This is a genomic window from Pseudomonas sp. Seg1, assembly GCF_018326005.1.
Classification (GTDB): Bacteria; Pseudomonadota; Gammaproteobacteria; order Pseudomonadales; family Pseudomonadaceae; genus Aquipseudomonas.
The window spans coordinates 1,497,230-1,520,931 of record NZ_AP021903.1; the positions used below are offsets into that span (position 1 = coordinate 1,497,230).

At 59.6% G+C, this 23,702-nt stretch carries 25 protein-coding genes; 8 read left to right on the plus strand and 17 right to left on the minus strand.

What is annotated here, in order from left to right:
- Window positions 1-108: 108 nt before the first annotated feature.
- From KI231_RS06545 to pdxH, 3 genes are all read left to right on the plus strand, one after another.
- Window positions 109-1,254 (plus strand): serine hydrolase domain-containing protein, encoded by a 1,146-nt coding sequence (locus KI231_RS06545; RefSeq protein ID WP_213027758.1) that lies wholly within the window; start codon window positions 109-111, stop codon window positions 1,252-1,254.
- Between the two features lie 113 nt (window positions 1,255-1,367).
- Window positions 1,368-2,465, plus strand: a complete 1,098-nt coding sequence (locus KI231_RS06550; RefSeq protein WP_213027759.1) for an OmpA family protein — start codon at window positions 1,368-1,370, stop codon at window positions 2,463-2,465.
- A gap of 24 nt (window positions 2,466-2,489) precedes the next feature.
- Window positions 2,490-3,137 carry a pyridoxamine 5'-phosphate oxidase gene (pdxH, locus tag KI231_RS06555; protein ID WP_213027760.1) on the plus strand — a complete coding sequence of 216 codons (648 nt, stop codon included), beginning with the start codon at window positions 2,490-2,492 and terminating at the stop codon, window positions 3,135-3,137.
- Window positions 3,138-3,142: 5 nt separating this feature from the next.
- Here pdxH and KI231_RS06560 read toward each other — a convergent pair whose 3' ends face one another.
- A complete protein-coding gene (locus KI231_RS06560; protein WP_213027761.1) occupies window positions 3,143-3,379 on the minus strand; it encodes a hypothetical protein in 237 nt (78 codons plus the stop codon).
- Window positions 3,380-3,555: 176 nt separating this feature from the next.
- On the opposite strand from KI231_RS06560, the gene KI231_RS06565 reads away from it, so the two are divergent.
- Entirely contained in the window at window positions 3,556-4,020 is a 465-nt protein-coding gene (locus KI231_RS06565) for an outer membrane lipoprotein (protein WP_007969461.1), read from the plus strand.
- Window positions 4,021-4,080: 60 nt separating this feature from the next.
- On the opposite strand, the gene KI231_RS06570 is transcribed toward KI231_RS06565, so the two are convergent.
- The 4 genes from KI231_RS06570 to nhaA all read right to left on the minus strand — a co-directional run bounded on the left by KI231_RS06570 (window position 4,081) and on the right by nhaA (window position 7,110).
- Window positions 4,081-4,338 (minus strand): DUF7683 domain-containing protein, encoded by a 258-nt coding sequence (locus KI231_RS06570; RefSeq protein ID WP_249412104.1) that lies wholly within the window; start codon window positions 4,336-4,338, stop codon window positions 4,081-4,083.
- Window positions 4,335-4,565: a DUF7683 domain-containing protein gene (locus KI231_RS06575; protein ID WP_213027762.1), complete on the minus strand. Its 231-nt coding sequence runs from the start codon at window positions 4,563-4,565 to the stop codon at window positions 4,335-4,337. The genes KI231_RS06570 and KI231_RS06575 overlap by 4 nt, the downstream gene beginning before the upstream one ends.
- The gene (locus KI231_RS06580) at window positions 4,562-5,752 is read right to left on the minus strand and encodes a colicin E3/pyocin S6 family cytotoxin (RefSeq protein ID WP_213027763.1); all 1,191 of its coding nucleotides are present in this window, start codon (window positions 5,750-5,752) and stop codon (window positions 4,562-4,564) included. Before KI231_RS06580 ends, KI231_RS06575 begins: the two co-directional genes overlap by 4 nt.
- Window positions 5,753-5,922: 170 nt before the next feature.
- Window positions 5,923-7,110 carry a Na+/H+ antiporter NhaA gene (gene nhaA, locus KI231_RS06585; RefSeq protein WP_213027764.1) on the minus strand — a complete coding sequence of 396 codons (1,188 nt, stop codon included), beginning with the start codon at window positions 7,108-7,110 and terminating at the stop codon, window positions 5,923-5,925.
- 252 nt (window positions 7,111-7,362) lie between these two features.
- Between nhaA and KI231_RS06590 the strand changes: the two genes are divergently transcribed.
- The gene (locus KI231_RS06590; protein ID WP_502937290.1) at window positions 7,363-8,457 is read left to right on the plus strand and encodes a PLP-dependent cysteine synthase family protein; all 1,095 of its coding nucleotides are present in this window, start codon (window positions 7,363-7,365) and stop codon (window positions 8,455-8,457) included.
- A 134-nt stretch (window positions 8,458-8,591) separates the two neighbouring features.
- On the opposite strand, the gene KI231_RS06595 is transcribed toward KI231_RS06590, so the two are convergent.
- The 3 genes from KI231_RS06595 to KI231_RS06605 all read right to left on the minus strand — a co-directional run bounded on the left by KI231_RS06595 (window position 8,592) and on the right by KI231_RS06605 (window position 11,615).
- On the minus strand, window positions 8,592-10,205 hold the full coding sequence (locus tag KI231_RS06595; RefSeq protein ID WP_213027766.1) for an NAD(P)/FAD-dependent oxidoreductase: 1,614 nt from the start codon (window positions 10,203-10,205) through the stop codon (window positions 8,592-8,594).
- Between the two features lie 97 nt (window positions 10,206-10,302).
- On the minus strand, window positions 10,303-10,956 hold the full coding sequence (locus KI231_RS06600) for a COG3650 family protein (RefSeq protein WP_103307196.1): 654 nt from the start codon (window positions 10,954-10,956) through the stop codon (window positions 10,303-10,305).
- A gap of 59 nt (window positions 10,957-11,015) precedes the next feature.
- Entirely contained in the window at window positions 11,016-11,615 is a 600-nt protein-coding gene (locus KI231_RS06605) for a short chain dehydrogenase (protein ID WP_103307197.1), read from the minus strand.
- A 105-nt stretch (window positions 11,616-11,720) separates the two neighbouring features.
- Here KI231_RS06605 and KI231_RS06610 point away from each other — a divergent pair, with 105 nt between their 5' ends.
- Window positions 11,721-12,635 (plus strand): LysR family transcriptional regulator, encoded by a 915-nt coding sequence (locus KI231_RS06610; protein WP_213027767.1) that lies wholly within the window; start codon window positions 11,721-11,723, stop codon window positions 12,633-12,635.
- 23 nt (window positions 12,636-12,658) lie between these two features.
- On the opposite strand, the gene KI231_RS06615 is transcribed toward KI231_RS06610, so the two are convergent.
- Genes KI231_RS06615 through KI231_RS06630 form a run of 4 tightly spaced genes read right to left on the minus strand, consistent with a single transcriptional unit; the run spans window position 12,659 to window position 15,105 of the window.
- Window positions 12,659-13,135, minus strand: a complete 477-nt coding sequence (locus tag KI231_RS06615) for a DoxX family protein (protein ID WP_213027768.1) — start codon at window positions 13,133-13,135, stop codon at window positions 12,659-12,661.
- Window positions 13,132-13,890 (minus strand): HvfC/BufC N-terminal domain-containing protein, encoded by a 759-nt coding sequence (locus KI231_RS06620; RefSeq protein WP_213027769.1) that lies wholly within the window; start codon window positions 13,888-13,890, stop codon window positions 13,132-13,134. Before KI231_RS06620 ends, KI231_RS06615 begins: the two co-directional genes overlap by 4 nt.
- A complete protein-coding gene (gene bufB / locus KI231_RS06625; RefSeq protein WP_213027770.1) occupies window positions 13,887-14,774 on the minus strand; it encodes an MNIO family bufferin maturase in 888 nt (295 codons plus the stop codon). The genes KI231_RS06620 and bufB overlap by 4 nt, the downstream gene beginning before the upstream one ends.
- Before the next feature lie 25 nt (window positions 14,775-14,799).
- Window positions 14,800-15,105 carry a BufA1 family periplasmic bufferin-type metallophore gene (locus KI231_RS06630; RefSeq protein ID WP_213027771.1) on the minus strand — a complete coding sequence of 102 codons (306 nt, stop codon included), beginning with the start codon at window positions 15,103-15,105 and terminating at the stop codon, window positions 14,800-14,802.
- A gap of 184 nt (window positions 15,106-15,289) precedes the next feature.
- On the opposite strand from KI231_RS06630, the gene KI231_RS06635 reads away from it, so the two are divergent.
- Both KI231_RS06635 and KI231_RS06640 read left to right on the plus strand, forming a co-directional pair.
- Entirely contained in the window at window positions 15,290-17,011 is a 1,722-nt protein-coding gene (locus KI231_RS06635) for a DUF2599 domain-containing protein (RefSeq protein ID WP_213027772.1), read from the plus strand.
- 34 nt (window positions 17,012-17,045) lie between these two features.
- The gene (locus KI231_RS06640) at window positions 17,046-18,284 is read left to right on the plus strand and encodes a DUF2599 domain-containing protein (protein WP_213027773.1); all 1,239 of its coding nucleotides are present in this window, start codon (window positions 17,046-17,048) and stop codon (window positions 18,282-18,284) included.
- A gap of 178 nt (window positions 18,285-18,462) precedes the next feature.
- Here KI231_RS06640 and KI231_RS06645 read toward each other — a convergent pair whose 3' ends face one another.
- From KI231_RS06645 to KI231_RS06665, 5 genes are all read right to left on the minus strand, one after another.
- Window positions 18,463-19,164 (minus strand): ABC transporter ATP-binding protein, encoded by a 702-nt coding sequence (locus tag KI231_RS06645; protein ID WP_103307205.1) that lies wholly within the window; start codon window positions 19,162-19,164, stop codon window positions 18,463-18,465.
- Window positions 19,165-19,932, minus strand: a complete 768-nt coding sequence (gene livG / locus KI231_RS06650; RefSeq protein WP_016986595.1) for a high-affinity branched-chain amino acid ABC transporter ATP-binding protein LivG — start codon at window positions 19,930-19,932, stop codon at window positions 19,165-19,167. It lies immediately after the preceding gene.
- The gene (locus KI231_RS06655) at window positions 19,929-21,185 is read right to left on the minus strand and encodes a high-affinity branched-chain amino acid ABC transporter permease LivM (RefSeq protein ID WP_103307206.1); all 1,257 of its coding nucleotides are present in this window, start codon (window positions 21,183-21,185) and stop codon (window positions 19,929-19,931) included. Before KI231_RS06655 ends, livG begins: the two co-directional genes overlap by 4 nt.
- A complete protein-coding gene (livH, locus tag KI231_RS06660) occupies window positions 21,182-22,105 on the minus strand; it encodes a high-affinity branched-chain amino acid ABC transporter permease LivH (protein WP_103307207.1) in 924 nt (307 codons plus the stop codon). Before livH ends, KI231_RS06655 begins: the two co-directional genes overlap by 4 nt.
- Window positions 22,106-22,335: 230 nt before the next feature.
- Window positions 22,336-23,463, minus strand: coding sequence for a branched-chain amino acid ABC transporter substrate-binding protein (locus KI231_RS06665; protein ID WP_213027774.1), 1,128 nt, complete (start codon window positions 23,461-23,463; stop codon window positions 22,336-22,338).
- Window positions 23,464-23,702 lie beyond the last annotated feature (239 nt).

The window sequence follows — 23,702 nt, forward strand, 5'->3', positions numbered from 1 at the left end:
ACACCCAAAAATCCGATTCAACCGTCCAGCCCGCAGCTGTTCCCAAATCCCTCAAGGGCTGGAACAATGCGGGCCACTTTGTAGAGCGTTTTCGCGGGGGAGTTGCGGGTGCAGATTCAGGGACATTACGAGCTTCAATTCGAAGCGGTGCGCGAAGCTTTCGCCGCACTGTTCGACGATCCCCAGGAACGCGGCGCAGCCTTGTGCATTCAGGTCGGCGGAGAAACCGTCCTCGACCTCTGGTCCGGTACTGCCGACAAGGACGGCGCCGAGGCCTGGCACAGCGACACCATCGCCAACCTGTTCTCCTGCACCAAAACCTTCACCGCCGTGACAGCGCTGCAACTGGTCGCCGAGGGCAAGTTGCAACTGGATGTTCCGGTCGCCCGCTACTGGCCGGAGTTCGCCGCCGCCGGCAAAGAGGCCGTGACCCTGCGCCAATTGCTCTGCCATCAGGCCGGTCTGCCGGCCCTGCGCGAGTTGCTGGCGCCTGAAGCCCTTTATGAATGGCAAACCATGGTCGACGCTCTCGCGGCTGAGGCGCCGTGGTGGACGCCGGGCACTGGCCACGGTTATGCCGCGATCACTTACGGCTGGCTGATCGGTGAGTTGTTGCGCCGCGCCGACGGTCGCGGACCGGGTGAATCCATCGTCGCCCGTATCGCCAAGCCACTGGGTCTGGATTTCCATGTCGGTTTGGCCGACGAAGAGTTTCACCGTGTCGCGCATATCGCCCGGGGCAAGGGCAATGCGGGTGACGCCGCCGCTCAGCGTCTTCTGCAAGTGACCATGCGTGAACCGACCGCCATGACCACCCGCGCCTTCACCAACCCACCGTCGGTGCTCACCAGCACCAACAAACCGGAGTGGCGGCGCATGCAACAACCGGCAGCCAATGGCCACGGCAACGCGCGCAGCCTCGCTGGTTTCTACGCCGGTCTGCTCGACGGCAGCCTGCTTGAAAGCGACATGCTCGAAGAGCTGACCCGCGAGCATAGCCTCGGCGAAGACAAGACCCTGCTGACCCGCACCCGTTTCGGTCTGGGCTGCATGCTCGATCAACCGGACGTGCCCAACGCCACTTACGGCCTCGGCCCACGGGCGTTCGGCCATCCGGGCGCAGGCGGTTCGATCGGTTTTGCTGACCCTGAGCATGATGTCGCGTTTGGTTTTGTGACAAATACCCTAGGGCCGTACGTCTTGATGGATCCGCGTGCGCAGAAGCTCGCGCGGGTGCTTGCCACTTGTCTGTAAAGCGTCATCAGAGGTTCCAGGGCCGGAACCTCGACAGGTTTTTCGATTCAAAGCGTCTGTTTATCCGGGCGAAAGTGCTCTGATTTTTCATTACTTCATTTTGTGGATTTTCAATGTCAGCTAAAACGACTCTCGCCCTGGCCCTGTGTGTTGCGATCACCGGTTGTGCACAGACTCCGAAAAACGATGCCGACGGCGGTAGCTGGTGGCCGTTCGGGTCTTCCGACAAGGTGGCGGCCAAAGAGCCTGCCCCGGCTCCGTTGAAACCCGCTGCCGCCGCTCCGGTAGCCAAGGCTGAAAGCAGCAGCCCATGGTACTGGCCTTTTGGCTCGGACGATTCGACCGCCAAGGCCGACACCAAGCCGGAAGTGAAGCCCGAAGCCAAACCGGTTGAAGTGGCCAAAGCCGAGGCCGACAAGGGCGGCAAATGGTGGTGGCCGTTCGGCGGCAAGGATCAGGACACCGCCAAGGTCGTGCCGATGCCGGACCCGAAAGTCACTCAAGCCTGGCTCGACGACTACGAACCACGCCTGCGTACCGCGATCCAGGACAGCAATCTGCAACTCGAACGCCGTGACAACGTGCTGGTCGTGACCGCGCCGGTAGAAGGCTCGTTCAACCCGGATCGCCCGGCGATGTTGCTGCCAGTGACCCTCGGCCCGTTCACCCGCGTGGCGAAAATCCTCGAAGCCGACCCGAAAACTGCGGTGTTGGTACTTGGCCACAGTGACTCCAGCGGTGCTGCGCCAGCCAATATCAAACTGAGTCAAGAACGTGCCCAGGCCATTGCGGCGATCTTCCGCCTCAGCGGCTTGCAGCGTGATCGCCTGATGCTGCGCGGCATGGGCTCCGAAGCCCCGCGTGCCGCCAACGACAGCGTTGAAGGCCGTGCCCTGAACCGTCGCGTGGAAATGCTGGTGACCCCGCAGAACACCATGGTTGCGCTGTTGAGCAAATACAACATGCCGGCGCCGAAGCCAGTGACCATGGTCGCTGCGCAGGACGTCAAGCCAGTGGCCAAACCAGTCACCCCGGCGCCAGCCGCGAAGAAAGCTGCCGTACCGGCCACCAAAAAGGCACCCGCCAAGAAAGCCGCTGCCAAAGCACCTGCGAAGAAAGCGCCAGCCAAGGCTCCGGCGAAGAAAACCGCACCCGCCAAAGCCGCTGCGGCCGACAAGAAAGTCGCCGCTGCCGACGCCACCAAAAAGTGATCCGCTAACGAAAAGGACTGCGCCATGACCCAAGCTCTGGCAGATATGCGTCGTGATTACACCCGGGATGGTTTGACCGAGGCGCAGGCCCCGGCCGAGCCGTTCGCGCTGTTCCACCAATGGTTCGCCGATGCGGTGAAAACCGAACAGGCGCCGGTGGAAGCCAACGCCATGACCCTGGCCACGGTCGATGCGGGCGGGCGTCCGCATTGCCGCATTCTGCTGCTCAAGGGCCTGGACGAGCAGGGCTTCACCTTCTTCACCAACTACGACAGTGCCAAGGGCCAGCATCTGGCGGCCAATCCGTTTGCCGCCATGACCTTCTTCTGGCCGACCCTCGAGCGCCAGGTGCGCATCGAAGGCCGGGTAGTGAAGGTCACGCCTGAAGAGTCCGATGCCTATTATCAGGTGCGACCGCTGGGCAGCCGCCTCGGCGCCTGGGCATCGCCGCAGAGCCGGGTGATCAACGGGCGGGGAGAGCTGGAAGATCTGCTCAAGGCGACCGAACAACGTTTCAGCGACACCCAGCCTGACTGCCCGCAACACTGGGGCGGTTACCGCTTGCTGCCCGAGCGCATCGAGTTCTGGCAGGGCCGTCCGAGCCGTCTGCACGATCGCCTCAACTACCGTGTGCAGGGCGCCGACTGGATTCTTGAACGTCTGGCACCTTAAGCAGTCTACCGAGCGAGATAGCCTGCCGCAGCGGCCTCAAGCCACTTAGAAAGGTCTCGACGCTTGATCTTCTGCGCCTGAGCGCGGGCCAATTGTTCGAGCATGAAGGCGCGTTTACCTTCGTCCTTGCCGGCCAGTGACAACGCCAGATCGCGATCTATCCAGCGTTTGATCCGTACGTACAGCCACCCATGGAAGTACAAACCGGCGACGGTGGTAACGGCAATGATGAAGTAATCCATGAAAATCCTTGGTGTCCGTGGCGCAGAATCGGTAATTTGGCGCTACTGTAGTGGCTACCTCTGGTAAAGCAGGTGTCTGTACCGCGCCTGAATGAAAGCCAATTTGTCCGGGCGGTGTCGTGACAGGCGTCAAGCCACGGAGTTTAATGAATATATGTTTCTTTGGAGTTGATGCTATGCGTAAGTCTGTTCTGCTGGTTGCTTCCTTTTCCACGATGGCGATGTTGCTTACCGGCTGCCAATCGAGCCTGACCGGTGACTCCTACTCCCGTGACGAAGCGCGTCGCGTGCAGACGATTCGCATGGGCACCATCGAATCCCTGCGTCCCGTCAAGATCGAAGGCACCAAAACCCCAATCGGCGGCGCTGCAGGCGCAGTGGTCGGCGGTGTCGGCGGCAGCGCCATCGGTGGCGGCAAAGGCAGCATCGTGGCTGCGGTCATCGGTGCAGTGGCGGGCGGTCTGATCGGCTCGGCTACTGAAGAAGGCCTGACCCGTACCCAAGGCGTGGAAATCACCGTGCGCGAAGACGACGGCAGCATGCGCGCCTATGTGCAGCAGGTTCAGGAGAATGAAGTGTTCCGCGTTGGTGAACGTGTACGCATCTCCACCGTTGGCGGGACCAGCCGCGTTTCGCACTAAGCGGGATTTAGGGTAAAGAAAACCCCGATCAGGTGACTGGTCGGGGTTTTTTTAAGGTATTTACTCGCTTCCATGACAACCCATTTGAAAATCGTATTTAGAGTCGTAGAAAGCTCGACCGATTAAAGCTTCCAATTGCTTTATCTGCTCTTGGTCGAGGTCATAACCAAAGATTTCGTCTTCGGGATTGACCCAATGCATGATTATTCTGAGCCGCTCAATGTTTCCATCGGGAACTGGGATCTCGAAAACTAACCGAGCTGTGCGTTTATTAAATGCCTCGATGGTGTGTTTCAGCTTGAAGTTGCCATAAGTCATTCGATGCACACCAACTGAACTATATGAGTAGCGTCCAAGAGCTTTTCACCAGTCCAGTCCTCCAAAACTCTGATCTGCTCTTCGTCTAAATCAGAGCCATCGAACTCATCTTCAGGATGTTGCCAGTTCATCAGCACCTTCAATGCTTCCTCGTGATGCGACGCGATCTCCACGCTTAGGAGCAAATCCTCAGTCTTTCGATCGAATACCTCTATTACATGCTTCATTTTTCTACTCTCCTTGTGGAATCGGCAGGCTTTGTTTGTTTCCCTGTTTTCGGGTCGTATTCTCCAAGGTGTTTTCCTTGCTTGGTGTACATCTCAACCTTGCCATGCTGAGAGTCCCATTCGTAAATTTTCCCCGATGCATCTTTCCAACGTCTTCGCTTTTTCCCTCCACCGCGAACGGAGGTTTTTAGTGGTGCAGGTTTCACGTCTGGAAACGCCGGCAGCGAAACAGGGGCGGGGTGGTATTTGAAATCTTTAGGGACGTTTAAGACTATATATACCGGCCTAACCCCCGAACTCGCCGGAAAGACCAGAATAAAATCCCGATACTCCGGCGGATAAACCGGATTCACCAGAATCCCGTCCGCCGCTTTCGTCGGCGGATAAACCCAGATGTGCGGCGCCTGCGGTGCAGCCTCCAAGGCAGGAATGCCGAGGATGTCCGAGCCATCCACCGCCGGTGTCCAGATCAGCTCGACGCCTTCACCAAGATCCGCGATGAACTGGCTGCCACGCGCACTGAACTGCACGACATCGACCATTTCCCAATCGCGGTTCTTGCCGGTGTAAAAGCCGTAGCCCTTGAGGCTGCCGTCGGCCTGTTGTTCAACGCGCAGGCGCACGCGGGTACGGGCTTGTTTCAGGGCACGCAGTTGATCTTCGGTGTAGAGCGCGCTGTCGCCGAGGGTGGGCGTCCAGAACAGCGCGACCACCGCCGAGAGAGCGGCAGCACCCACCGCGCCAAGTGATGTGATAGTGCTAGCGGTGAGGGCGGGCATGCGTATTGCGATGCGCCCGACGCCCAGGGAAACCGTGTCGCCGCTGATCGCTTGCAGATTCAGCACGCCCGCGGCATCGACTTCGCGAGCGCCGAGCCACGCAATTTCACCGTAATCCTTCAGGCTGTCGGTCGGCACCATGCCCGAAGGATTCGAGTAGTCGATGATGGCGTCCGGCAACTTGCAGGACTTGGCGAACACGCACCCAGCGCGCGGGACCTCAGACTTTTTCGCAGCCACTTCGCGGGTGCGCTCAAAAGCCTCCTGCCGCGCCAACATGGCGTCATAAGCGTTTTGTCTGGATTCGCGAGCGGCCAGTTCGCTGGCCGTCATGTATCGGTGAGTGACGTGGTGCCCGTCGCCCTCCGGTGGGTTGGGAACCCGGGGAATGTCCTTGTTGCGAGCCACTGATCGTCCTTTCGCTTATCCATCGACAGCCCCTTGAAAGGGCTGTGCGACGTTAACGAAGCGCGAAAGATGTGGCTGTAGGACGCGTCTCTAAAGACGTAGGATTGTTCGCTATGTATTGATTGGAACTGAACGGTGGTGAAGGGGATAACCCCCCTCACCACACGGTTCTATGCCGATAAGGCTGTGTTCTTGCGACTCGCCGCCGCCGTCACCGCATAACCGATCAACGCGGCAAACAACGATCCTGTCAGAATGCCCATTCGATCCATGCCGGCGTAGTCGCTCACGCCCGGTTCAAACGCCAGCGAACCGACAAACAGGCTCATGGTGAAGCCGATGCCGCAGAGGATCGCCACGCCCAACACCTGACCCCAATTGGCACCCTGGGGCAGGGAAGCGATGCCGATCTTCACGGCCAGCCAGGTCAGGCCGAACACGCCGACGGTCTTGCCCAGCAAGAGGCCGACGGCGATGCCCATCGGTACGTGGTGGGTAAAGCTTTCGACGGTGACACCGCTCAGCGACAGGCCAGCGTTGGCAAAGGCGAACAGCGGCAGAATGCCGTAGGCCACCCAAGGATGCAGCGCGTGTTCCAGCGTCAGCAGTGGCGAAGGTTCGGCGTTTTTCGTCCGCAGCGGGATGCAGAAGGCCAGGGTCACGCCGGCCAGCGTCGCATGGACACCGCTCTTGAGAACGCACACCCACAGGATCAGGCCGATGATCATGTACGGCCCAAGCTTGACCACGCCGAGCCGGTTCATCGCCACCAGCGCCGCTATACACGCCGCCGCCAGACCCAGCGACAGAGTCGACAATTCACCCGAGTAGAAGATCGCAATGATCACGATGGCGCCGAGGTCGTCGATGATCGCCAGCGTCATCAGAAACAGCTTCAGCGACACAGGCACACGCTTGCCCAGCAGGGCCAGCACGCCGAGGGCGAAGGCGATGTCGGTGGCGGTCGGGATGGCCCAGCCGTCGAGCGCTGCCGGGTTGTCGCGGTTGAGGAACCAGTAGATCAGCGCCGGCACCAGCATGCCGCCGATAGCGGCCGCGCCAGGCAACACGATCTGCGATGGCTTGGACAGCTGACCGTCGAGGACTTCGCGCTTCACTTCCAGGCCAATCAGCAGGAAGAACAGCGCCATCAGGCCGTCGTTGATCCACAGCAGCAAGGGCTTGGCGATTTTCAGCGCGCCGATCTGTGCTACCACTGGCGTGTCGAGCAGGCCGGTGTACAGCCACGACAGGGGCGAGTTGTTGATAATCAAAGCCAGAATGGCCGCGGCGATCAATAACAGACCGCTGGCAGCTTCCAACTGAAAGAAACGCGTGAAAGTGCTACGCAGAGGCAAGGTCGCTCTCCATCGAATCGTCAAAAAGGTGGAACACCCTAACCCGTACTGTTAGTTGTTAAAACAAAAGTTATATTCTTTTTTGTTATATGTCGTTACAAGGTGTCCGGCTCAAGTCACGCTGAGCCTAGCAGTTGCCTGACACATTGAGACTCAGCTGTATCTGTGCGCGCTGCAGGATTTTTCCTAAGCTGACGGATGAGCCTTCCAGGGAGGCTGATCTCCCGCCGCGATCCAATGAGAATCATGACCATGAGCGACAACCGACAGTGGGCACGCGAAGCTATCCGCATCATCGAAGCGGATTTCCAGCGCAGCGCCGACACCCACCTGATCCCCTTGCCGCTGCCGGGTTTCCCGGGCATCGAGTTGTACTTCAAGGACGAATCCAGTCATCCGACCGGCAGCCTCAAGCACCGTCTGGCCCGTTCGCTGTTTCTGTATGCGCTGTGTAATGGCTGGCTCAAACCCGGCGCGCCGGTGATCGAGGCGTCCAGCGGCTCAACGGCGATTTCCGAAGCCTATTTCGCACGCATGCTCGGTCTGCCGTTCATAGCGGTCATGCCGGCGACCACGTCGAAGGAGAAGATTGCCCAGATTGCTTTCTACGGTGGTCAGAGTCATCTGGTGAAAGATCCGACGCAGATCTACGCCGAATCCGAGCGCCTGGCTCGCGAGCATGGTGGTCACTTCATCGACCAGTTCACTTACGCCGAACGCGCCACCGACTGGCGAGCGAACAACAACATCGCCGAATCGATTTTCCAGCAGATGCGCTACGAGAAGTATCCCGAGCCGAGCTGGCTGATTTCCAGCCCCGGTACCGGCGGCACCACCGCGACCCTCGGCCGCTACGTGCGTTATCGCCAGCACTGCACCCGCGTACTGTGCGCGGATGCCGAGCGTTCGGTGTTCTTCGATTACTACCAGACCGGCGATGCCGGTCTGCGCCTGGATTGCGGTTCGCGGATCGAGGGTATTGGTCGGCCACGGGTGGAGGCGTCGTTCCTGCCCAAAGTGATCGATGCCATGGTCAAGGTGCCGGACGCCTTGTCACTGGCAGCCATGCACTATTTGGCGCAGCGTCTGGGGCGGCATGTCGGCGGGTCGAGCGGGACCAATCTGATCGGTGCGCTGATGGCGGCGCAGCAGATGAAAGTGGCGGGGGAGTCGGGGTCGATCGTGGCGATTTTGTGCGATGGCGGCGAACGTTATGCCGACACTTATTACGATCAGGACTGGCTCAAGGTGCAGGGGTATGAGTTGAGTGGGTTGATCGCGGCGGTAGTGGCGACTGCCGAACGCGGTGAGGCGCTGCCGACTTCAGTGTTGCGCGCCAATATCTGACACACCTGAATCAAATGTGGGAGCTGGCTTGCCTGCGATGACTGACTCAGATTCAACATTGATGTTGACTGAATTTCCGCCATCGCTGGCAAGCCAGCTCCCACAGTTTTTTGCGTTGTTGCAGATTTAGCTGATCAGGCTTCCAGGCCCAGAATGTCGCGAGCCACGGCTTCGGCGATGCGAATTCCGTCAACCCCCGCCGACAGAATCCCGCCCGCATAACCCGCGCCTTCACCGGCCGGGAACAAGCCCTTCACGTTCATGCTCTGCAGCGTCTCGTTACGGGTAATACGCAGCGGCGACGAGGTGCGCGTCTCGATCCCGGTCAACACCGCATCGTGCAGCGAGTAACCGCGAATCTGCTTCTCGAACGCCGGCAATGCTTCACGGATCGCTTCAATGGCAAAGTCCGGCAGCGCCAGGGCCAGATCGCCCAGTGCTACGCCCGGTTTGTACGACGGCTCGACTTCACCCAGTTCGGTCGAAGGAATGTCGTTGATGAAGTCGCCGACCAATTGCGCCGGGGCTTTGTAATCGCTGCCGCCGAGGATGAACGCGTGGGATTCCAGGCGCTCCTGCAACTCGATGCCGGCCAGCGGGCCACCCGGATAATCGACTTCCGGAGTGATGCCGACGACGATGCCGGAGTTGGCATTGCGCTCGTTACGCGAGTACTGACTCATGCCGTTGGTGACCACGCGGTTCGGCTCGGAAGTCGCCGCGACCACGGTGCCGCCCGGGCACATGCAGAAGCTGTAGACCGAGCGGCCGTTCTTGGCGTGGTGCACCAGTTTGTAGTCGGCAGCGCCCAGTTTCGGGTGGCCGGCGTATTTGCCCAGCCGCGCGCGGTCGATCAGCGATTGCGGGTGTTCGATACGGAAGCCCACCGAGAACGGCTTGGCTTCCATGAACACGCCACGGCTGTGGAGCATGCGGAAGGTGTCACGGGCACTGTGGCCGAGGGCCAGGACCACGTGTTTCGAATGCAGGGTTTCGCCACTCGCCAGTTGCACGCCGACCAGTTGGCCGTCGTCGATCAGTACGTCAGTGACGCGCTCCTGAAAGCGCACTTCACCACCCAGTGCGCGGATTTCTTCACGCATGGTTTCGACCATGCCGGTCAGACGGAACGTACCGATGTGCGGCTTGCTGACGTAGAGGATTTCTTCCGGCGCACCGGCCTTGACGAACTCGTGCAGGACTTTGCGGCCGAGGAACTTCGGATCCTTGATCTGGCTGTACAGCTTGCCGTCGGAGAACGTCCCCGCGCCGCCTTCGCCGAACTGCACGTTCGACTCGGGGTTGAGCACGCTTTTACGCCACAGGCCCCAGGTGTCCTTGGTGCGCTGACGCACTTCGGTGCCGCGTTCGAGGATGATCGGCTTGAAGCCCATCTGTGCCAGCAACAGGCCGGCGAAGATCCCGCACGGGCCGAAACCGACCACGATCGGGCGCTGGCTCAGGTCGCTCGGCGCCTGGCCGACGAATTTGTAGCTGACATCCGGCGCCACGTTGACGTTACGGTCGTCGGCGAACTTGCCCAGCACCTTGGCCTCGTCGCGCACTTCGAGGTCGATGGTGTAGATGAAGCAGAGTTCGGAGGATTTTTTGCGCGCGTCGTAGCTGCGCTTGAACAAGGTGAAATCGAGCAAGTCATCGCTGGCGATGCCCAGGCGCTGCACGATGGCGACGCGCAGGTCTTCTTCGGGATGGTCGATTGGCAGCTTGAGTTCAGTGATTCGTAACATGGCGAGGATCCGGGTTCGCGGGGCGCACAACTGCGCCAGGGCGTTTGAAGGCCGCGATTATAAGCCGCAAAGGCCGGATCCGGTGAGGCTAAAACGCTCAGTCGTTGCGCGATCCGCCGAAATACCCGCAGCCACGCTGCACCTGGCCGTCGATGCGCAGTTCGGCGCTCATGTGCTGCACGCTGCCGGTTTTGCTGTCGACACAGCGTTGCGGCGCGACCCACAGTTCGATGCGCTGGTTGTTGGCTTCGCTGCTGAGGTTGAAGCGACCGTCGCCCAGTTGTTCTTCAACATAAGGCACGGCGAGCGGTGGCTGGCCATCACGGTCGATGACCATGCCTTTGCCGCTGACTTTGACGTTCCATTCCGGGCCATGGCCGGTGGCGCGCAGGATCAGCAGTTTGAAATTGGCGTCATCGCACGCGGTGCCGGAGCGCTCGACGCGATACAACTGGGTGAGGTCGAGGCGGTCGCCGGCGACTTTGCCGCGTACGTCGGCGAACAGTTTGCCCTGCTCATCGGCGAGGGTCGCAGCCTCTTGCAGGATGCTGGTGCCGCCGATGTCGTTGATCACGTATTGGCGTTGATCCTGACACGGCTGGAACACCAGTTTACCGTCGACCGCCGTCAGTTGCCCCTGCATTCGCGTCTGCCCGACATGCGAGGCACTTTCACGCTGGCCATCGAACAATTGGCAGGCGGCAAACAATGGCAGCAAGGCAACAAGGACTAACGAACGGGCAACACGCATCTTCGGCTCTCCAGACAAGTGCCGCCACGTTACGCAGCCTGACCGTTCATCACAAGGGTTTAGCCCACGTGAAATGTCTGACCGGTTTGCAAGCCTTCAACACTTTTCGCGTAGGCCAAAGCCACATCCGCCGCCGGAACCGGCTTGTAACCACGGAAATACGGCGCATAACTGCCCATCGCTTCCAGCAGGACGGTCGGGCTGATCGAGTTCACGCGCAGTCCACGCGGCAGTTCGATGGCGGCCGCGCGCACGAAGCTGTCCAGTGCGCCATTGACCAGCGCCGCCGACGCACCACTGCGGATCGGGTCATGACTGAGGACGCCGGTGGTGAAGGTGAACGAAGCACCGTCATTGGCGAATTCGCGGCCGATCAGCAGCAGGTTGACCTGGCCCATCAGCTTGTCTTTGAGGCCCAGGGCGAAGCTGTCTTCAGTCATCTCACCCAGCGGGGCAAAGGTCACGTTACCGGCCGCGCAGACCAGTGCGTCGAACTTGCCGGTCTGTTCGAACAGCTTGCGGATGGACGCGCTGTCGCTGATGTCGACGTTGAAATCACCGCTGTTGCGGCCGATACGAATGACTTCATGACGTTGCGACAGTTCTTTGTCCACGGCCGAACCGATGGTGCCGCCAGCGCCTATCAACAGAATTTTCATCGTGCTGTGCCTCGAGTGATTGAACGAGGTTTCAGTCTAGAGTGGTTTTTTTTTGTAGATAAGCGCACTAATGGGCAACCTTTGGTTTTCAAATGGAAACAATCCATGAGCGAGATGGATGACCTCGCGGCGTTCGCCGTTCTGATCGAGGCCGGCAGTTTCACTTTGGCGGCGCAGCAACTGGGTTGCAGCAAGGGCCAGTTGTCCAAGCGCATCAGTCAGTTGGAAGCGAGCTTTTCCGTGGTGTTGTTGCAACGCACGACCCGGCGCTTAAGCCTGACCGCGGCAGGCGCGGCATTGTTGCCGCAAGCCCAGGCACTGGTTGTCCAGGTGGAAAAGGCGCGTCAGGCATTGGCGCGGTTGAAGGACGACATGGCCGGCCCGGTGCGTATGACGGTGCCGGTGTCGCTGGGGGAAACCTTCTTCGATGGGCTGCTGCTGGAGTTTTCGCAGAAATATCCCGAGGTGCAGATAGAGTTGGAGCTGAATAACAGCTACCGCGATCTGTCCCGGGACGGCTTCGATCTGGCAATCCGCAGTGAAGTGGCCAATGACGAGCGATTGGTGGCCAAGCCGCTGCTGGCCTGGCAGGAAATGACCTGCGCGAGCCCGGCGTATCTCGAGCGTTTCGGCGAGCCGGCGACGCCGCAGGCGCTGGCCGAGCACCGTTGTTTGCTCAATAGCCATTACAGTGGTCGCGAGGAGTGGCTGTATCACCAGCAACATGAGTTGCTGCGCGTGCGGGTATCGGGGCCGTTCGCCAGCAACCATTACAACTTGCTCAAGAAAGCCGCGTTGACCGGGGCCGGTATCGCCCGATTGCCGTCGTACCTGTTGCAAGCGGAATTGGCCGATGGTCGACTGCGCTGGCTCCTGCGCGATTACCAGACCCGGCGCATGCCGATGTACCTGGTGCATCCTTATCAAGGCGGCTTGCCGAAACGCACGCAGGTACTGGCGGACTATCTGATTGGCTGGTTCAAGCGCAGCGGCGAGGCGCTGGATCGCCTCCAGCGCTGACGTCGCTCCCACAGGGGATTTGTTTATTTTGCGAAGCGGCGTGCGATCAAGTGATCTATCGACAGCCTGCCAGGGCCACGAGCCATCAGAAACAGCAACACCGCCGCCCACGTACCATGAGTCGGATACGCGTCCGGATACACAAACAGCTGGATGGTCAGCGTCATCCCCAGCAGCGCCAGGGCAGAAAAGCGTGTGGCGAAGCCGAGCAGAATCAGCATCGGGAAAAAGTGCTCGGCAAACGCGGCCATGTGCGCGGCGATTTCCGGCGATAGCAGCGGCACGTGGTATTCACTTTTGAACAGTGGAATCGTTGAGTCCGCCAGACGCGGCCAGCCGAGTTGAAAAGTCCCGTCAATCAGATCGATGGCCAGGCCCTCGACCTTGGTCTGTCCGGATTTCCAGAACACCGCCGCAATCGAAAAACGCGCGATGAAAGCTATCAGGCTGTGGGGGATTTTCTCCAGCAGCGCGATGGCGCGGAGGATGAGCGTGTTCATGGCGATTCCTTGTCGTTCAGATGAGTGATGGCGTTGTGTGCGATCAATAGGGCCAGGGTTTGACTGAGGTCGAACGCCGGGCTGTTTTGCGCCGCTGCCAGCAGTGACTGGCCATCGAGCAATAGACGGATAAACACGCTGGCGCCGTGTTCGAGGGCAAACACCTCGACGTCCAGATGGTTACGCAAGACCAGGGCGTACTGCGCTTGGTGAATGTTGATGGCTTCAAGCGTTGCGTCGTGTTGATGCGCAGCCCAGATCGCGACAACGGCATGGCTTGAGTCGAGCAAGCGCAACGACGGGTGAAGCCCTAAGCACAGTTCGCTCAAAGAGTCGGGTGCAGACAGGGCGGCGGTGATTTTTTCCGGGTGTATCGGGCTGGCATCGGCGGCGTGGTAGGCGACGGTACGCAGGTGCTCGAGACGTGCGACATCGGCCAGATAGGGCACGCTGAATGCCGGTTCAAACCTTTCGATGAAATCCGCAAAATCTTCGCCATAGAAGCTCATCAACGGACTGTGCGGTGGCCGAGCCTGTATGAACACGGCCGCCATGGCGCGGAAGAATTCCTCGCCAACCAGTTGCGCAACCACCGGATAACTGTCGCCCAGAGCGTTGATCAGCGAACTCTGCACGTTGTTGCGATACACCGCGAAACGGCTCTCGGGATCAGCACCGTTGGCGCTGCACAGGCCTTCGGGGCAGGGCGATTGCAAATCGAGCAGTGCCGCCGTGAAGGCCGCTTGCGTGCTCATGATCGACCCCCGGCTTGCATCAGCAAGTCATCAGCCTGCCGCGCTTCGGCGAGCAAGACGCTGAACACCGGCACCTGATTGTCGCGTTCGATCAGCGTTGCCACCGGGCCTGTGCGCTCCAGCAATTGGCGGTACAGATTCCACACCGCCTGATCAATCGGCGCACCATGATCGTCGACCAGCAAACGGTCGCCGAGACTGTCGCTATCTTCTGCAAAACCGGCCAGATGAATCTCGCCCACCGCGTGCAATGGCAAGGCATCGAGATAAGCCAATGGATCGCGCTGATGATTGATGCACGACACGTAAACGTTATTGACGTCGAGCAACAAGCCGCAGCCGCTGCGGCGGATGACTTCGGCAATGAAGTCAGCTTCGTCGAGGGTCGAGCGTTGAAAGGCCAGATAGGTCGCCGGATTTTCCAGCAGCATGCGGCGCCCGAGGGTGTTCTGCACCTGATCGATATGCTCGCAGACGCGGTGCAGCGTCGGTGTGTCATAGGCCAGTGGCAGCAAGTCATTGAGGAACACCGGGCCATGGCTGGACCAGGCCAGGTGTTCGGAAAAGGCGTGCGGTTGATAGCGATCGATCAGTGCACCGAGACGCTTGAGATGTTGAACATCCAGTGGCCCGTCAGCGCCGATGGACAGCCCGACACCGTGCAGCGACAGCGGGTACTGCTCGCGAATCAATCCGAGAAAATGGTGAAACGGCCCGCCGGCCACCATGTAGTTTTCGGCGTGGACTTCGAAAAAACCGAGGTCCGGTCGGGACCCGAGCACTTCCCTGAAGTGCCCGGTCTTGAGCCCCAGCCCGGCGCGGGCAGGGAGCCCGGTGAGGGCTGCCTGAGTGTCGGAGAGGGCAGGGTTGTTGATTGTGAACATGATCGTCACTCAGGCAGGCCGCAGGTCAGGACTTGGCTTTGAACGCTTCCATCTGACCGAAGCCGGTCGGCGAGGTTTTGCTTTCAGTGGTCGTGCAAGTGCCTTTCGGAACGAGTTTCCAGGCGTTTGCCTGGTAGTCCATTTTCGCGGTGCCGGCACAAGTGGTGCCTGCACCTGCGGCGCAATCGTTATGACCTTTCATTGCCACGCCGAAGCATTTTTCCATGTCGGCGTCAGCGGCGTGGACGGTCGATATGGCGGCCATACTCAGAGCGGAACCGAGGGCCAGAACCAGTGCAGTGGCGGACAGGGTGCGGGTGGTAGCAGTCATGATGTTTCTCCGAATTGAGCTTGGGTTTTACAAGCGGTTTGCGCTTGCTTGTCCCTCTAGAGAAACGACATGGCGATGCGTTACAGCGCAGCCGGATTTTTTTAGAAAAAAATGCAAAACCCTGAGTGTTCTATAGTCATTTCAACGGCCACATCGACAGGCCGATTTACCAGGACGGTATCTCATGAAAATGGAGCGCTCAGACTCGCGCGTGCTATCGCGCGGGACTTCATCTTTCGCTTTGGCGTGCGCGCTGCCGTTGCTGTGCAGTACGCTCGCCGCGCAGCCACTGCTTGATCCACAGGACACGCTCAAGCGGATCAATCACAACTACAACACCCTCAAGCAAGAGTGTCAGGAGCCGGATACCGGCGCCCCCCGTGGTCTCTACTATTGCAGTGGTGTGACCTTGCGCATGGTCAATGACGGCCCCTTCAACCCGTGGGACTACAGCCCCTACGCGGTCAAGATCGGCGCAACTTCCTACTCGTGGATTCGCAAGGATCTGAGTACGAAGATTCTCATTCACCCGGCCGGTCTGATCCTGCGAACCCCCACCGATGCGGCGGCGTTGAACCTGCCAGTCAAGGAGCAGGGGTTTACCTGCATCTACGCGTTCGATGGCGGTACCGGGCCGGAACGCAAGTGGTACGGCTGCGGATTCTTCGACAGTCGCGAGCCACCGCGTGCCGCTCAGGGCGTGATGAACAACCGCAATGCCGCGCTGGCCTACGGCACTTGTGCGGAAGCCGGAGTCACCACAGCAGAGCAATGGACACAGAAATACACCGGGCTGATGAAGGGCCCGATCCAGTACGGTCAGTGTTCCTTCAACGCCGAGAAACCCAGCGACTGGCACGCAATGATCCGGGTTCACGAGTCCCGGCCAACCACCACCAACAAAGACCCGTTCGCTTACAGTGCCCAGGTCAACGAGTTCATGTTGAAGAACGCTACCGCGACTAACGACGGCAGCGAAAACATGAAGTACATCGATGCCTTCATCTACAACGTCAACAGCACCCAGAACTTCGCCACCCGTGGCGATCAGGCTCCGCCGAAACCGGAAAACGGCCTGAACAGCGCACGCAACTTCCAGAAGAAACTCCAGGCGCAGGGCTACAGCGTGCCGATCCTGCGGCTGGACTTCACCAAGCCTGCCGAACAACGTTTCAGCTATGTCGCCGCTGACCAGGCAATAGACCTGACGGCGGCTGGCGGCGCGCAGCCGACACCGGCGCCACCGGCGCAGAAATACATCGCCGAGGCAGTCTGGATCGAACGTTACGATCCCGGCAGCAAGAGGAACGAATGGTCACTCAAGATCATGCCCACTGCCCAAGGCAAAGCGATTCAGGCCAGTGATCAGGAGGCCTTGTACAAAGAACTGTTCGCCCTGCGTGGCGCCGATAGCCAGTGGCGTGACAACGAGAAATCGGCGGGCAGCATGCGCGGGCAATTGAGCTGCCTGATCCAGAACTATCCGGGCAAGACCGAATGGAATCTGGAACCGTTCCGCCCCAATGTCAGTGCGCAGGAATCGGCCAGGGCGGGCTGCAATCCACTGCCGGTTCAGGCACCGCAATACATTGCCTCAGCCGACTGGATCAAACGTTTCGACCCCGGCACCGGCAAGGATGAATGGAGCCTTAGCGTGGTGCCCACAGCGGCGGGGCGTGCCTTGCCCGGCGAGCAGGTGGCGGCGTTGTACGACCAACTGCTGGCGCTCAAAGGCGCGGACAGCAACTGGCGGGACAACGAAAAATCCGCCGGCAGCATGCGCCAGCAATTGAATTGCGTCCTGCTCAATTACCGCAACAAAACGCCGTGGAATCTTGAACCTTTCCGGCCGGCGTTATCGGACAACGAGACGCGGGCCGCGGGTTGCAACCCGGTCCCGCGTTGAGGGTGTGTGTTGGCTAATCAAGGAGATGCAAGCCATGAAAAAACGTTTGAACAGGATCGCTCCATTGCTCATGTTCCCGCTGCTGGTGCAGGCGACATGGGCCAATGCCGAGTCATGCGACGAGACGCTGAGGAAGGTCGAATCGTTGTACAACAAAACCGTCGACAGCTGCGGTCAGGATCCCGCCTCGGACTGTTCAGGGCTATTGGTTCGGGGCACGCACCGCGCCGACCCGGCCAAGGGGCAAAAATGGGACGTCTGGAATCCCAGCCCGAAAGCGCTGGAGCTGGGGACTTTTGCCGCTTCGTACATGCGGGCCGACGGCATCAGTTATGAAGACCCCGGCATGAGCACGCAAAATGGCTATCTGATTACCCCCAGAGATCTGGTTCGCGACCCCGAGACCCCGGTGCATGTCTATTGCGCGTTCCCCAACGATGCCTGGACTGACTTTCGCAATGACCGAGGCTGTGGCGACAACAAAAACACTGCTCCGGCAGAAGCGGTCTGCCAGGCCATGAAACCACCGATCCTGAGTCCGAATGCCTGGGTCGCGCACTTCACCCGGTACAACAACAATCGGCAACAGGACCAGTTGCAATGCGGCTTCAACATGCGCAATCCGATGAGTAGCAATGAGCGCGTCGACGCCTTCCGCAACTTCATGGGCGCGCGCAAAGTCATCAACAGCCGCGAGTTTCAGACTCAGACAGAACTGCGTCTGGGCAACCCGAAAACTGACGAGTTGCCGATTCTGGCGTTTTTCTACAGTGATCAGCGTGGCTTGAACGATGCGATGGCCAACCAGCGCGACTACAAGGCCAAGACCGGCAAGGAACGCAACATCATCAAGATCGACTTCCCGAAAACTCCGGTCGCCAAGGCCTCTTTCTCATGCATCCAGACCTCGACGCCAGCGGCGCCACAGTTCTGCGAGAAGTACATCGAGTCGAGCACCTGGGTACAACGGCCTGATCCGAAACTGGGGCCGAACACCTGGTCGCTATCCGTGGTGCCGACTGCTTGCGGTCGTGCAATCAAGGACGATCAGACCGACCGGATGTTTGCCGAGCTGTACAACAAGCACAAAGACGATCAGCAGTGGCGGGAGTACAGCGTCAATGGCGGGTCACTGCGGCGGCAGATGGTCTGTCATCTGGCGGCGACTTTCGACGGCAAACCTGTGAGGAACAAGCCTGAGTGGAACCTTGAACCGGCACGGCCTTACGTCGATCAGGCCACGGCGGTAGCGCAGCACTGCAATCCGTACTGACCCTCCACTGTAGGAGCGAGCTTGCTCGCGATGGTGTTGTGTCATTCAACATCAGCTGTGCCTGACTCGACGCGATCGCGAGCAGGCTCACTCCTACAAGGGATTTTCGGTGGGTTCGAGATTTTTGGTGCGTATAAAAAAAACGGCCCGAGGGCCGTTTTTTGTTGGGCGAAAAGACTCAACCGCCGAGGTATGCCTCGCGTACTTTCGGGTCGGTCAACAGCGCTTCACCAGTGCCTTGCATGACCACGCGGCCGTTCTCCAGAACGTACGCACGGTCGGCGATTTTCAGCGCCTGGTTGGCGTTCTGCTCGACCAGGAACACCGTCACACCGTCCTTGCGCAGCTGTTCGATGATGTCGAAGATCTGCTGGATGATGATCGGCGCCAGACCCAGTGACGGCTCGTCGAGCAGCAGCAGTTTCGGCTTGCTCATCAGTGCACGGCCGATGGCGAGCATCTGCTGTTCGCCGCCGGACATGGTGCCGCCGCGCTGGTTGAAGCGTTCTTTCAAGCGCGGGAACAGGCCGAGAACCTTGTCCATTTGCTCCTGATAGTCGCCCTTGTCGGTGAAGAAACCGCCCATCGAGAGGTTTTCTTCAACGGTCAGACGGGCGAACACCCGACGACCTTCCGGCACCACAGCGATGCTCTTGCGCATGATCTGCGACGAGTCTTGGCCGACCAGTTCCTCACCCATGTAGCGGATGCTGCCGCTGTGCGCCTGCGGCGAACCGCAGAGCGTCATCAGCAACGTGGACTTGCCGGCACCGTTGGCGCCGATCAGCGTAACGATCTCGCCCTGACGGACTTCGACGTTGACGTTGTGCAGGGCCTGGATCTTGCCGTAGAAGGTGGAAACGTTTTCGAACTGCAGCATTTACGCTTCCCCCAGGTAGGCTTTGATCACTTCAGGATTGTCGCGGATCTGTTCCGGCGTGCCGTCGGCCAGAGGCGTGCCCTGGTTGATCACGACGATGTGGTCGGAAATGCTCATGACCAGTTTCATGTCGTGTTCGATCAGCAGCACGGTGACGTTGTGCTCTTCGCGCAACACGCTGATCAGCGCCTTGAGGTCTTCGGTTTCCTTCGGGTTCAGGCCGGCGGCCGGTTCGTCGAGCATGAGGATCCGCGGTCGGGTCATCATGCAGCGGGCGATTTCCAGGCGACGTTGCTGACCGTAGGCCAGGGTGCCGGCGGTACGGTTGGCGAACTCTTTGAGGTTGACCTTTTCCAGCCAGTACTCGGCAAATTCCATGGCCTCGCGCTCGCTTTTGCGGAACGCCGGGGTCTTGAACAGTCCGGACAGGAAGTTGGTGTTGAGGTGACGGTGTTGGGCGATCAGCAGGTTTTCGACCGCCGTCATGTCCTTGAACAACCGCACGTTCTGGAAGGTGCGCACCACGCCTTTGAGGGCGATCTTGTGCCCCGGCAAACCCTGAATCGGCTCGCCGTCCAACAGGATGCTGCCGCCCGAGGGCTGGTAGAAACCGGTCAGGCAGTTGAACACGGTGGTCTTGCCGGCGCCGTTCGGGCCGATCAGTGCAACCACCTGTTTTTCCTTCACGGTCAGGGCCACGCCGTTGACCGCCAGCAAGCCGCCGAAGCGCATGCTCAAGTTTTCGACTTTAAGGATCTCGCGGCTCATTTTCGCAACTCCATGTGTGGGCGTTGCATCGGCAGCAGACCTTGTGGACGCCAGATCATCATCAACACCATCAGGGCACCGAACATCAACATGCGGTACTCGCTGAACTCACGCATCATTTCCGGCAACAGAATCATCACCACGGCCGCGAGAATCACGCCCAGTTGCGAGCCCATGCCACCCAACACGACGATGGCGAGGATGATCGCCGACTCGATGAAGGTGAACGATTCCGGGGTCACCAGACCCTGGCGGGCAGCAAAGAAGCTACCGGCGAAACCGGCGAAGGCAGCACCGAGGGTGAACGCGGACAGTTTGATGATCGTCGGGTTGAGACCGAGCGCACGGCAGGCGATTTCGTCTTCACGCAGCGCTTCCCACGCACGGCCGATCGGCATGCGCAGCAGGCGGTTGATGACGAACAGTGCTGCCAGCGCCAGCAACAGGGCAACGAGGTAGAGGAAGATCACCTTGTTGATCGAGTTGTATTGCAGGCCGAAATACTCGTGGAAGGTTTGCATGCCTTCCGCGGCTTTTCGTTCGAAGGTCAGACCGAAGAACGTCGGTTTCTCGATGTTGCTGATGCCGTTCGGGCCACCGGTGATATCGGTCAGGTTACGCAGGAACAGACGGATGATCTCGCCGAAGCCGAGGGTCACGATCGCCAGATAGTCACCGCGCAGACGCAACACCGGGAAACCCAGCAGGAAGCCGAAAGTCGCCGCCATCAGGCCGGCAATCGGCAGGCAGATCCAGAAGCTCAGGCCGTAGTAGTGCGACAGCAGCGCGTAGCTGTAGGCGCCGACGGCATAGAAGCCGACGTAACCGAGGTCGAGCAGACCGGCCAGACCGACGACGATGTTCAGGCCCAGGCCAAGCATCACGTAGATCAGGATCAGCGTTGCGATATCCACCGCGCCACGCGAGCCGAAGAACGGCCACACCAGCGCAATGAGGATCAGCGCAATGATGAAATAGCGCTGGGTGGTTGGCAGGGTCAGGAAGTTGCTGGCCTTGGCCGGGATCAGCGGCAGGCCCGGCGAGGAGTTCCACGCCTTGCTGATCTGCTGGTTGAACAGCACCCGCAGGAACATCAGCACCGAGCACACGGCGATGGTCGCCAGAATGGCCGGGCTGGTGCCGTGCACTTCGAGGTTGATGCCGACGATGGTCAGTTTCAGACCGAGTACCGGGTAGGCCACGGCCCACACCAGCAAGGCACTGAACAGTGCCTGTTTAAGATTCCTAGTCATACTTTCTCAACCTCCGGACGGCCCAGAATGCCGGTCGGACGGAACAACAGCACCAGAACCAACAAGCCGAAAGCCACGACGTCCTTGTACTGGTCGCCGAAGATATCGGCGCCAAAGGCTTCCGCCACCCCAAGCACCAGCCCGCCGAGCATGGCGCCGGGGATGCTGCCGATGCCGCCAAGTACCGCAGCGGTGAAGGCTTTGAGGCCGACCAGGAAACCGGCGTTCGGGTTGATCACGCCGTATTGCATGCTCAGCAGCACAGCGGCAACCGCTGCCAGCGCAGCACCAATGACGAAGGTCAGGGCGATGATGTTGTTGGTGTTGATGCCGAGCAGGTTGGCCATCTTGATGTCTTCGGCACAGGCGCGGCAGGCGCGGCCCAGGCGGGAGCGTGAGATGAACAGCGTGAGGCCGAGCATGGCGATCAGGGTCACCACGAACACCACGATCTGCATGTAGGAAATCAGCACTTCATGTGCGCCACCTGGACCGAAGGCAATGTTGCCCGGAATCAGGTTGGGGATTGCTTTGTCCTTGGAGTCTTGCGCCAGCAGAACCGTGTTCTGCAGGAAGATCGACATACCGATGGCGGAAATCAGCGGGATCAGACGGTTGCTGCCGCGCAACGGGCGGTAGGCAATGCGTTCGATGCTGTAACCGTAGGAACTGGTGACGACGATGCTGGCGATGAACGCCGCCGTCATCAACAGCGGGACACTGTCGAGTCCCATCATGGTCAGCCCGGCGATGGCGATGAACGCCACGTAGGAGCCGATCATGTACACCTCGCCGTGGGCGAAGTTGATCATTCCAATGATGCCGTAAACCATCGTGTAGCCGATGGCGATCAGGGCATACATGCTGCCAACGTTGAGGCCGTTAACCAGCTGTTGGAAGAAGTGATAGATGTCAGGCATTACAGCGCTCCTAAAAACCTGATACGCATTTCACTGGTGGAGTCATTTTCCCGCCCGGCCCCGTGGATCTATATCCACTTCGAATCCGGGGTTTGCCAGCGAACCGCTGATGACGGTTTTGAGATTTTCAGGTGGGGAGACTGGCGGATCACGCCAGCGCGGCCCTTACATTCGTAAAACAAAGCCCACGGCACGCCGTGGGCTTTATTGGCAGTCAGTCCGGCCGTGCCTTACTGAGGCGACACTTCGGTTTTCGGTTTGCCGTTGTGCCACTCGTAGACCACGAATTTGAAGTCTTTCAAGTCGCCCTTGGCGTCGAAGCTCAGGTCACCAGTCGGGGTTTTGAAGGTACCGGCGTGGATGGCTTCAGCCACTTTGGCCGCGTCTTCGGACTTGGCTGCCTTGATGCCTTCGGCAATCACTTCAACCGCCGAGTAGGACGGGAACACGAACGGGCCGCTCGGGTCTTCCTTCTTCGCTTTGAAAGCATCGGCCAGGGCGATGTTGGCAGGGTCCTGGTCGAAGGATTTCGGCAGGGTTACCAGCAGGCCTTCGGCAGCGTCTTTGGCGATCTGGGTGATCGAGTCGTTGCCCACGCCTTCTGGGCCCATGAACTTGGCTTTCAGGCCTTTTTCCTGGGCTTGACGCAGGATCAGACCCAGCTCCGGGTGGTAGCCGCCGTAGTAAACGAAGTCGACGTTGGCTTGCTTGAGTTTGGCAATGATCGCCGAGAAGTCTTTGTCGCCGGCGTTAACGCCTTCGAACACGGCAACTTTGGTGCCTTTCTTCTCAAGGGTCGATTTCACGGCGGTGGCGATGCCTTCACCGTACTGCTGCTTGTCGTGCAGGACGCCGACGATTTTCGGTTTGACGTGATCGGCAATGTAGTTACCGGCGGCAGGACCCTGGGCGCTGTCCAGACCGATAGTACGGAAGATCATTTTGTAACCACGGGCGGTGATGTCCGGGCTGGTGGCAGCCGGGGTGATCATGATCACGCCTTCGTCTTCGTAGATGTCCGAAGCAGGTTGAGTGGAGCTGGAGCACAGGTGACCGACCACGAACTTGACGCCGTCGTTGACGACCTTGTTCGCGACCGCTACGGCTTGTTTCGGATCGCAGGCATCGTCGTATTCAACGGCTTCGAGCTTCTTGCCGTCCACGCCGCCCTTGGCGTTGATTTGTTCGATGGCCATTTTCGCGCCACTGAACTGCATGTCGCCGTACTGGGCTACAGGACCGGTTTTAGGGCCGGCGATACCGATTTTGATGGTGTCAGCTGCGAACGAATGGCCGGCAACCCCGGCCAGAACCATAGCGGCAAACAGTTTGGAAATCTGCTTAGTAGCCTTAGTCATAGTGCTCCACTCTTACTGTTGTAATTTTTTTGAGTTCTGGCGCCGTAGCAGCAGAACCGGGTCAGATATCTTTGCGATACCCTCCGGAAATGCCCCCGGCAACTGTACCGGTACAGTGTAGAGCGCCGGTTGTTGGCCTGGGAAGCGGGCGCCGAGGGGCAAAACTTGGGGGTGTCGCATTTTTGAATGAAAAAGACAGAATTGCGGCGGGGCGTTCGTGGGCATATATCCCAATCATC

Bases quoted from the DNA above. Each gene is read 5' to 3' on its own strand.
- KI231_RS06550 (WP_213027759.1), top strand. From the start codon at position 1,368: ATGTCAGCTAAAACGACTCTCGCCCTGGCCCTGTGTGTTGCGATCACC.
- pdxH (WP_213027760.1), top strand. From the start codon at position 2,490: ATGACCCAAGCTCTGGCAGATATGCGTCGTGATTACACCCGGGATGGT.
- KI231_RS06560 (WP_213027761.1), bottom strand. From the start codon at position 3,379: ATGGATTACTTCATCATTGCCGTTACCACCGTCGCCGGTTTGTACTTC.
- KI231_RS06565 (WP_007969461.1), top strand. From the start codon at position 3,556: ATGCGTAAGTCTGTTCTGCTGGTTGCTTCCTTTTCCACGATGGCGATG.
- KI231_RS06570 (WP_249412104.1), bottom strand. From the start codon at position 4,338: ATGACTTATGGCAACTTCAAGCTGAAACACACCATCGAGGCATTTAAT.
- KI231_RS06575 (WP_213027762.1), bottom strand. From the start codon at position 4,565: ATGAAGCATGTAATAGAGGTATTCGATCGAAAGACTGAGGATTTGCTC.
- KI231_RS06590 (WP_502937290.1), top strand. From the start codon at position 7,363: ATGAGCGACAACCGACAGTGGGCACGCGAAGCTATCCGCATCATCGAA.
- KI231_RS06595 (WP_213027766.1), bottom strand. From the start codon at position 10,205: ATGTTACGAATCACTGAACTCAAGCTGCCAATCGACCATCCCGAAGAA.
- KI231_RS06600 (WP_103307196.1), bottom strand. From the start codon at position 10,956: ATGCGTGTTGCCCGTTCGTTAGTCCTTGTTGCCTTGCTGCCATTGTTT.
- KI231_RS06605 (WP_103307197.1), bottom strand. From the start codon at position 11,615: ATGAAAATTCTGTTGATAGGCGCTGGCGGCACCATCGGTTCGGCCGTG.
- KI231_RS06610 (WP_213027767.1), top strand. From the start codon at position 11,721: ATGAGCGAGATGGATGACCTCGCGGCGTTCGCCGTTCTGATCGAGGCC.
- KI231_RS06615 (WP_213027768.1), bottom strand. From the start codon at position 13,135: ATGAACACGCTCATCCTCCGCGCCATCGCGCTGCTGGAGAAAATCCCC.
- KI231_RS06620 (WP_213027769.1), bottom strand. From the start codon at position 13,890: ATGAGCACGCAAGCGGCCTTCACGGCGGCACTGCTCGATTTGCAATCG.
- bufB (WP_213027770.1), bottom strand. From the start codon at position 14,774: ATGTTCACAATCAACAACCCTGCCCTCTCCGACACTCAGGCAGCCCTC.
- KI231_RS06630 (WP_213027771.1), bottom strand. From the start codon at position 15,105: ATGACTGCTACCACCCGCACCCTGTCCGCCACTGCACTGGTTCTGGCC.
- KI231_RS06635 (WP_213027772.1), top strand. From the start codon at position 15,290: ATGAAAATGGAGCGCTCAGACTCGCGCGTGCTATCGCGCGGGACTTCA.
- KI231_RS06640 (WP_213027773.1), top strand. From the start codon at position 17,046: ATGAAAAAACGTTTGAACAGGATCGCTCCATTGCTCATGTTCCCGCTG.
- KI231_RS06645 (WP_103307205.1), bottom strand. From the start codon at position 19,164: ATGCTGCAGTTCGAAAACGTTTCCACCTTCTACGGCAAGATCCAGGCC.
- livG (WP_016986595.1), bottom strand. From the start codon at position 19,932: ATGAGCCGCGAGATCCTTAAAGTCGAAAACTTGAGCATGCGCTTCGGC.
- KI231_RS06655 (WP_103307206.1), bottom strand. From the start codon at position 21,185: ATGACTAGGAATCTTAAACAGGCACTGTTCAGTGCCTTGCTGGTGTGG.
- livH (WP_103307207.1), bottom strand. From the start codon at position 22,105: ATGCCTGACATCTATCACTTCTTCCAACAGCTGGTTAACGGCCTCAAC.
- KI231_RS06665 (WP_213027774.1), bottom strand. From the start codon at position 23,463: ATGACTAAGGCTACTAAGCAGATTTCCAAACTGTTTGCCGCTATGGTT.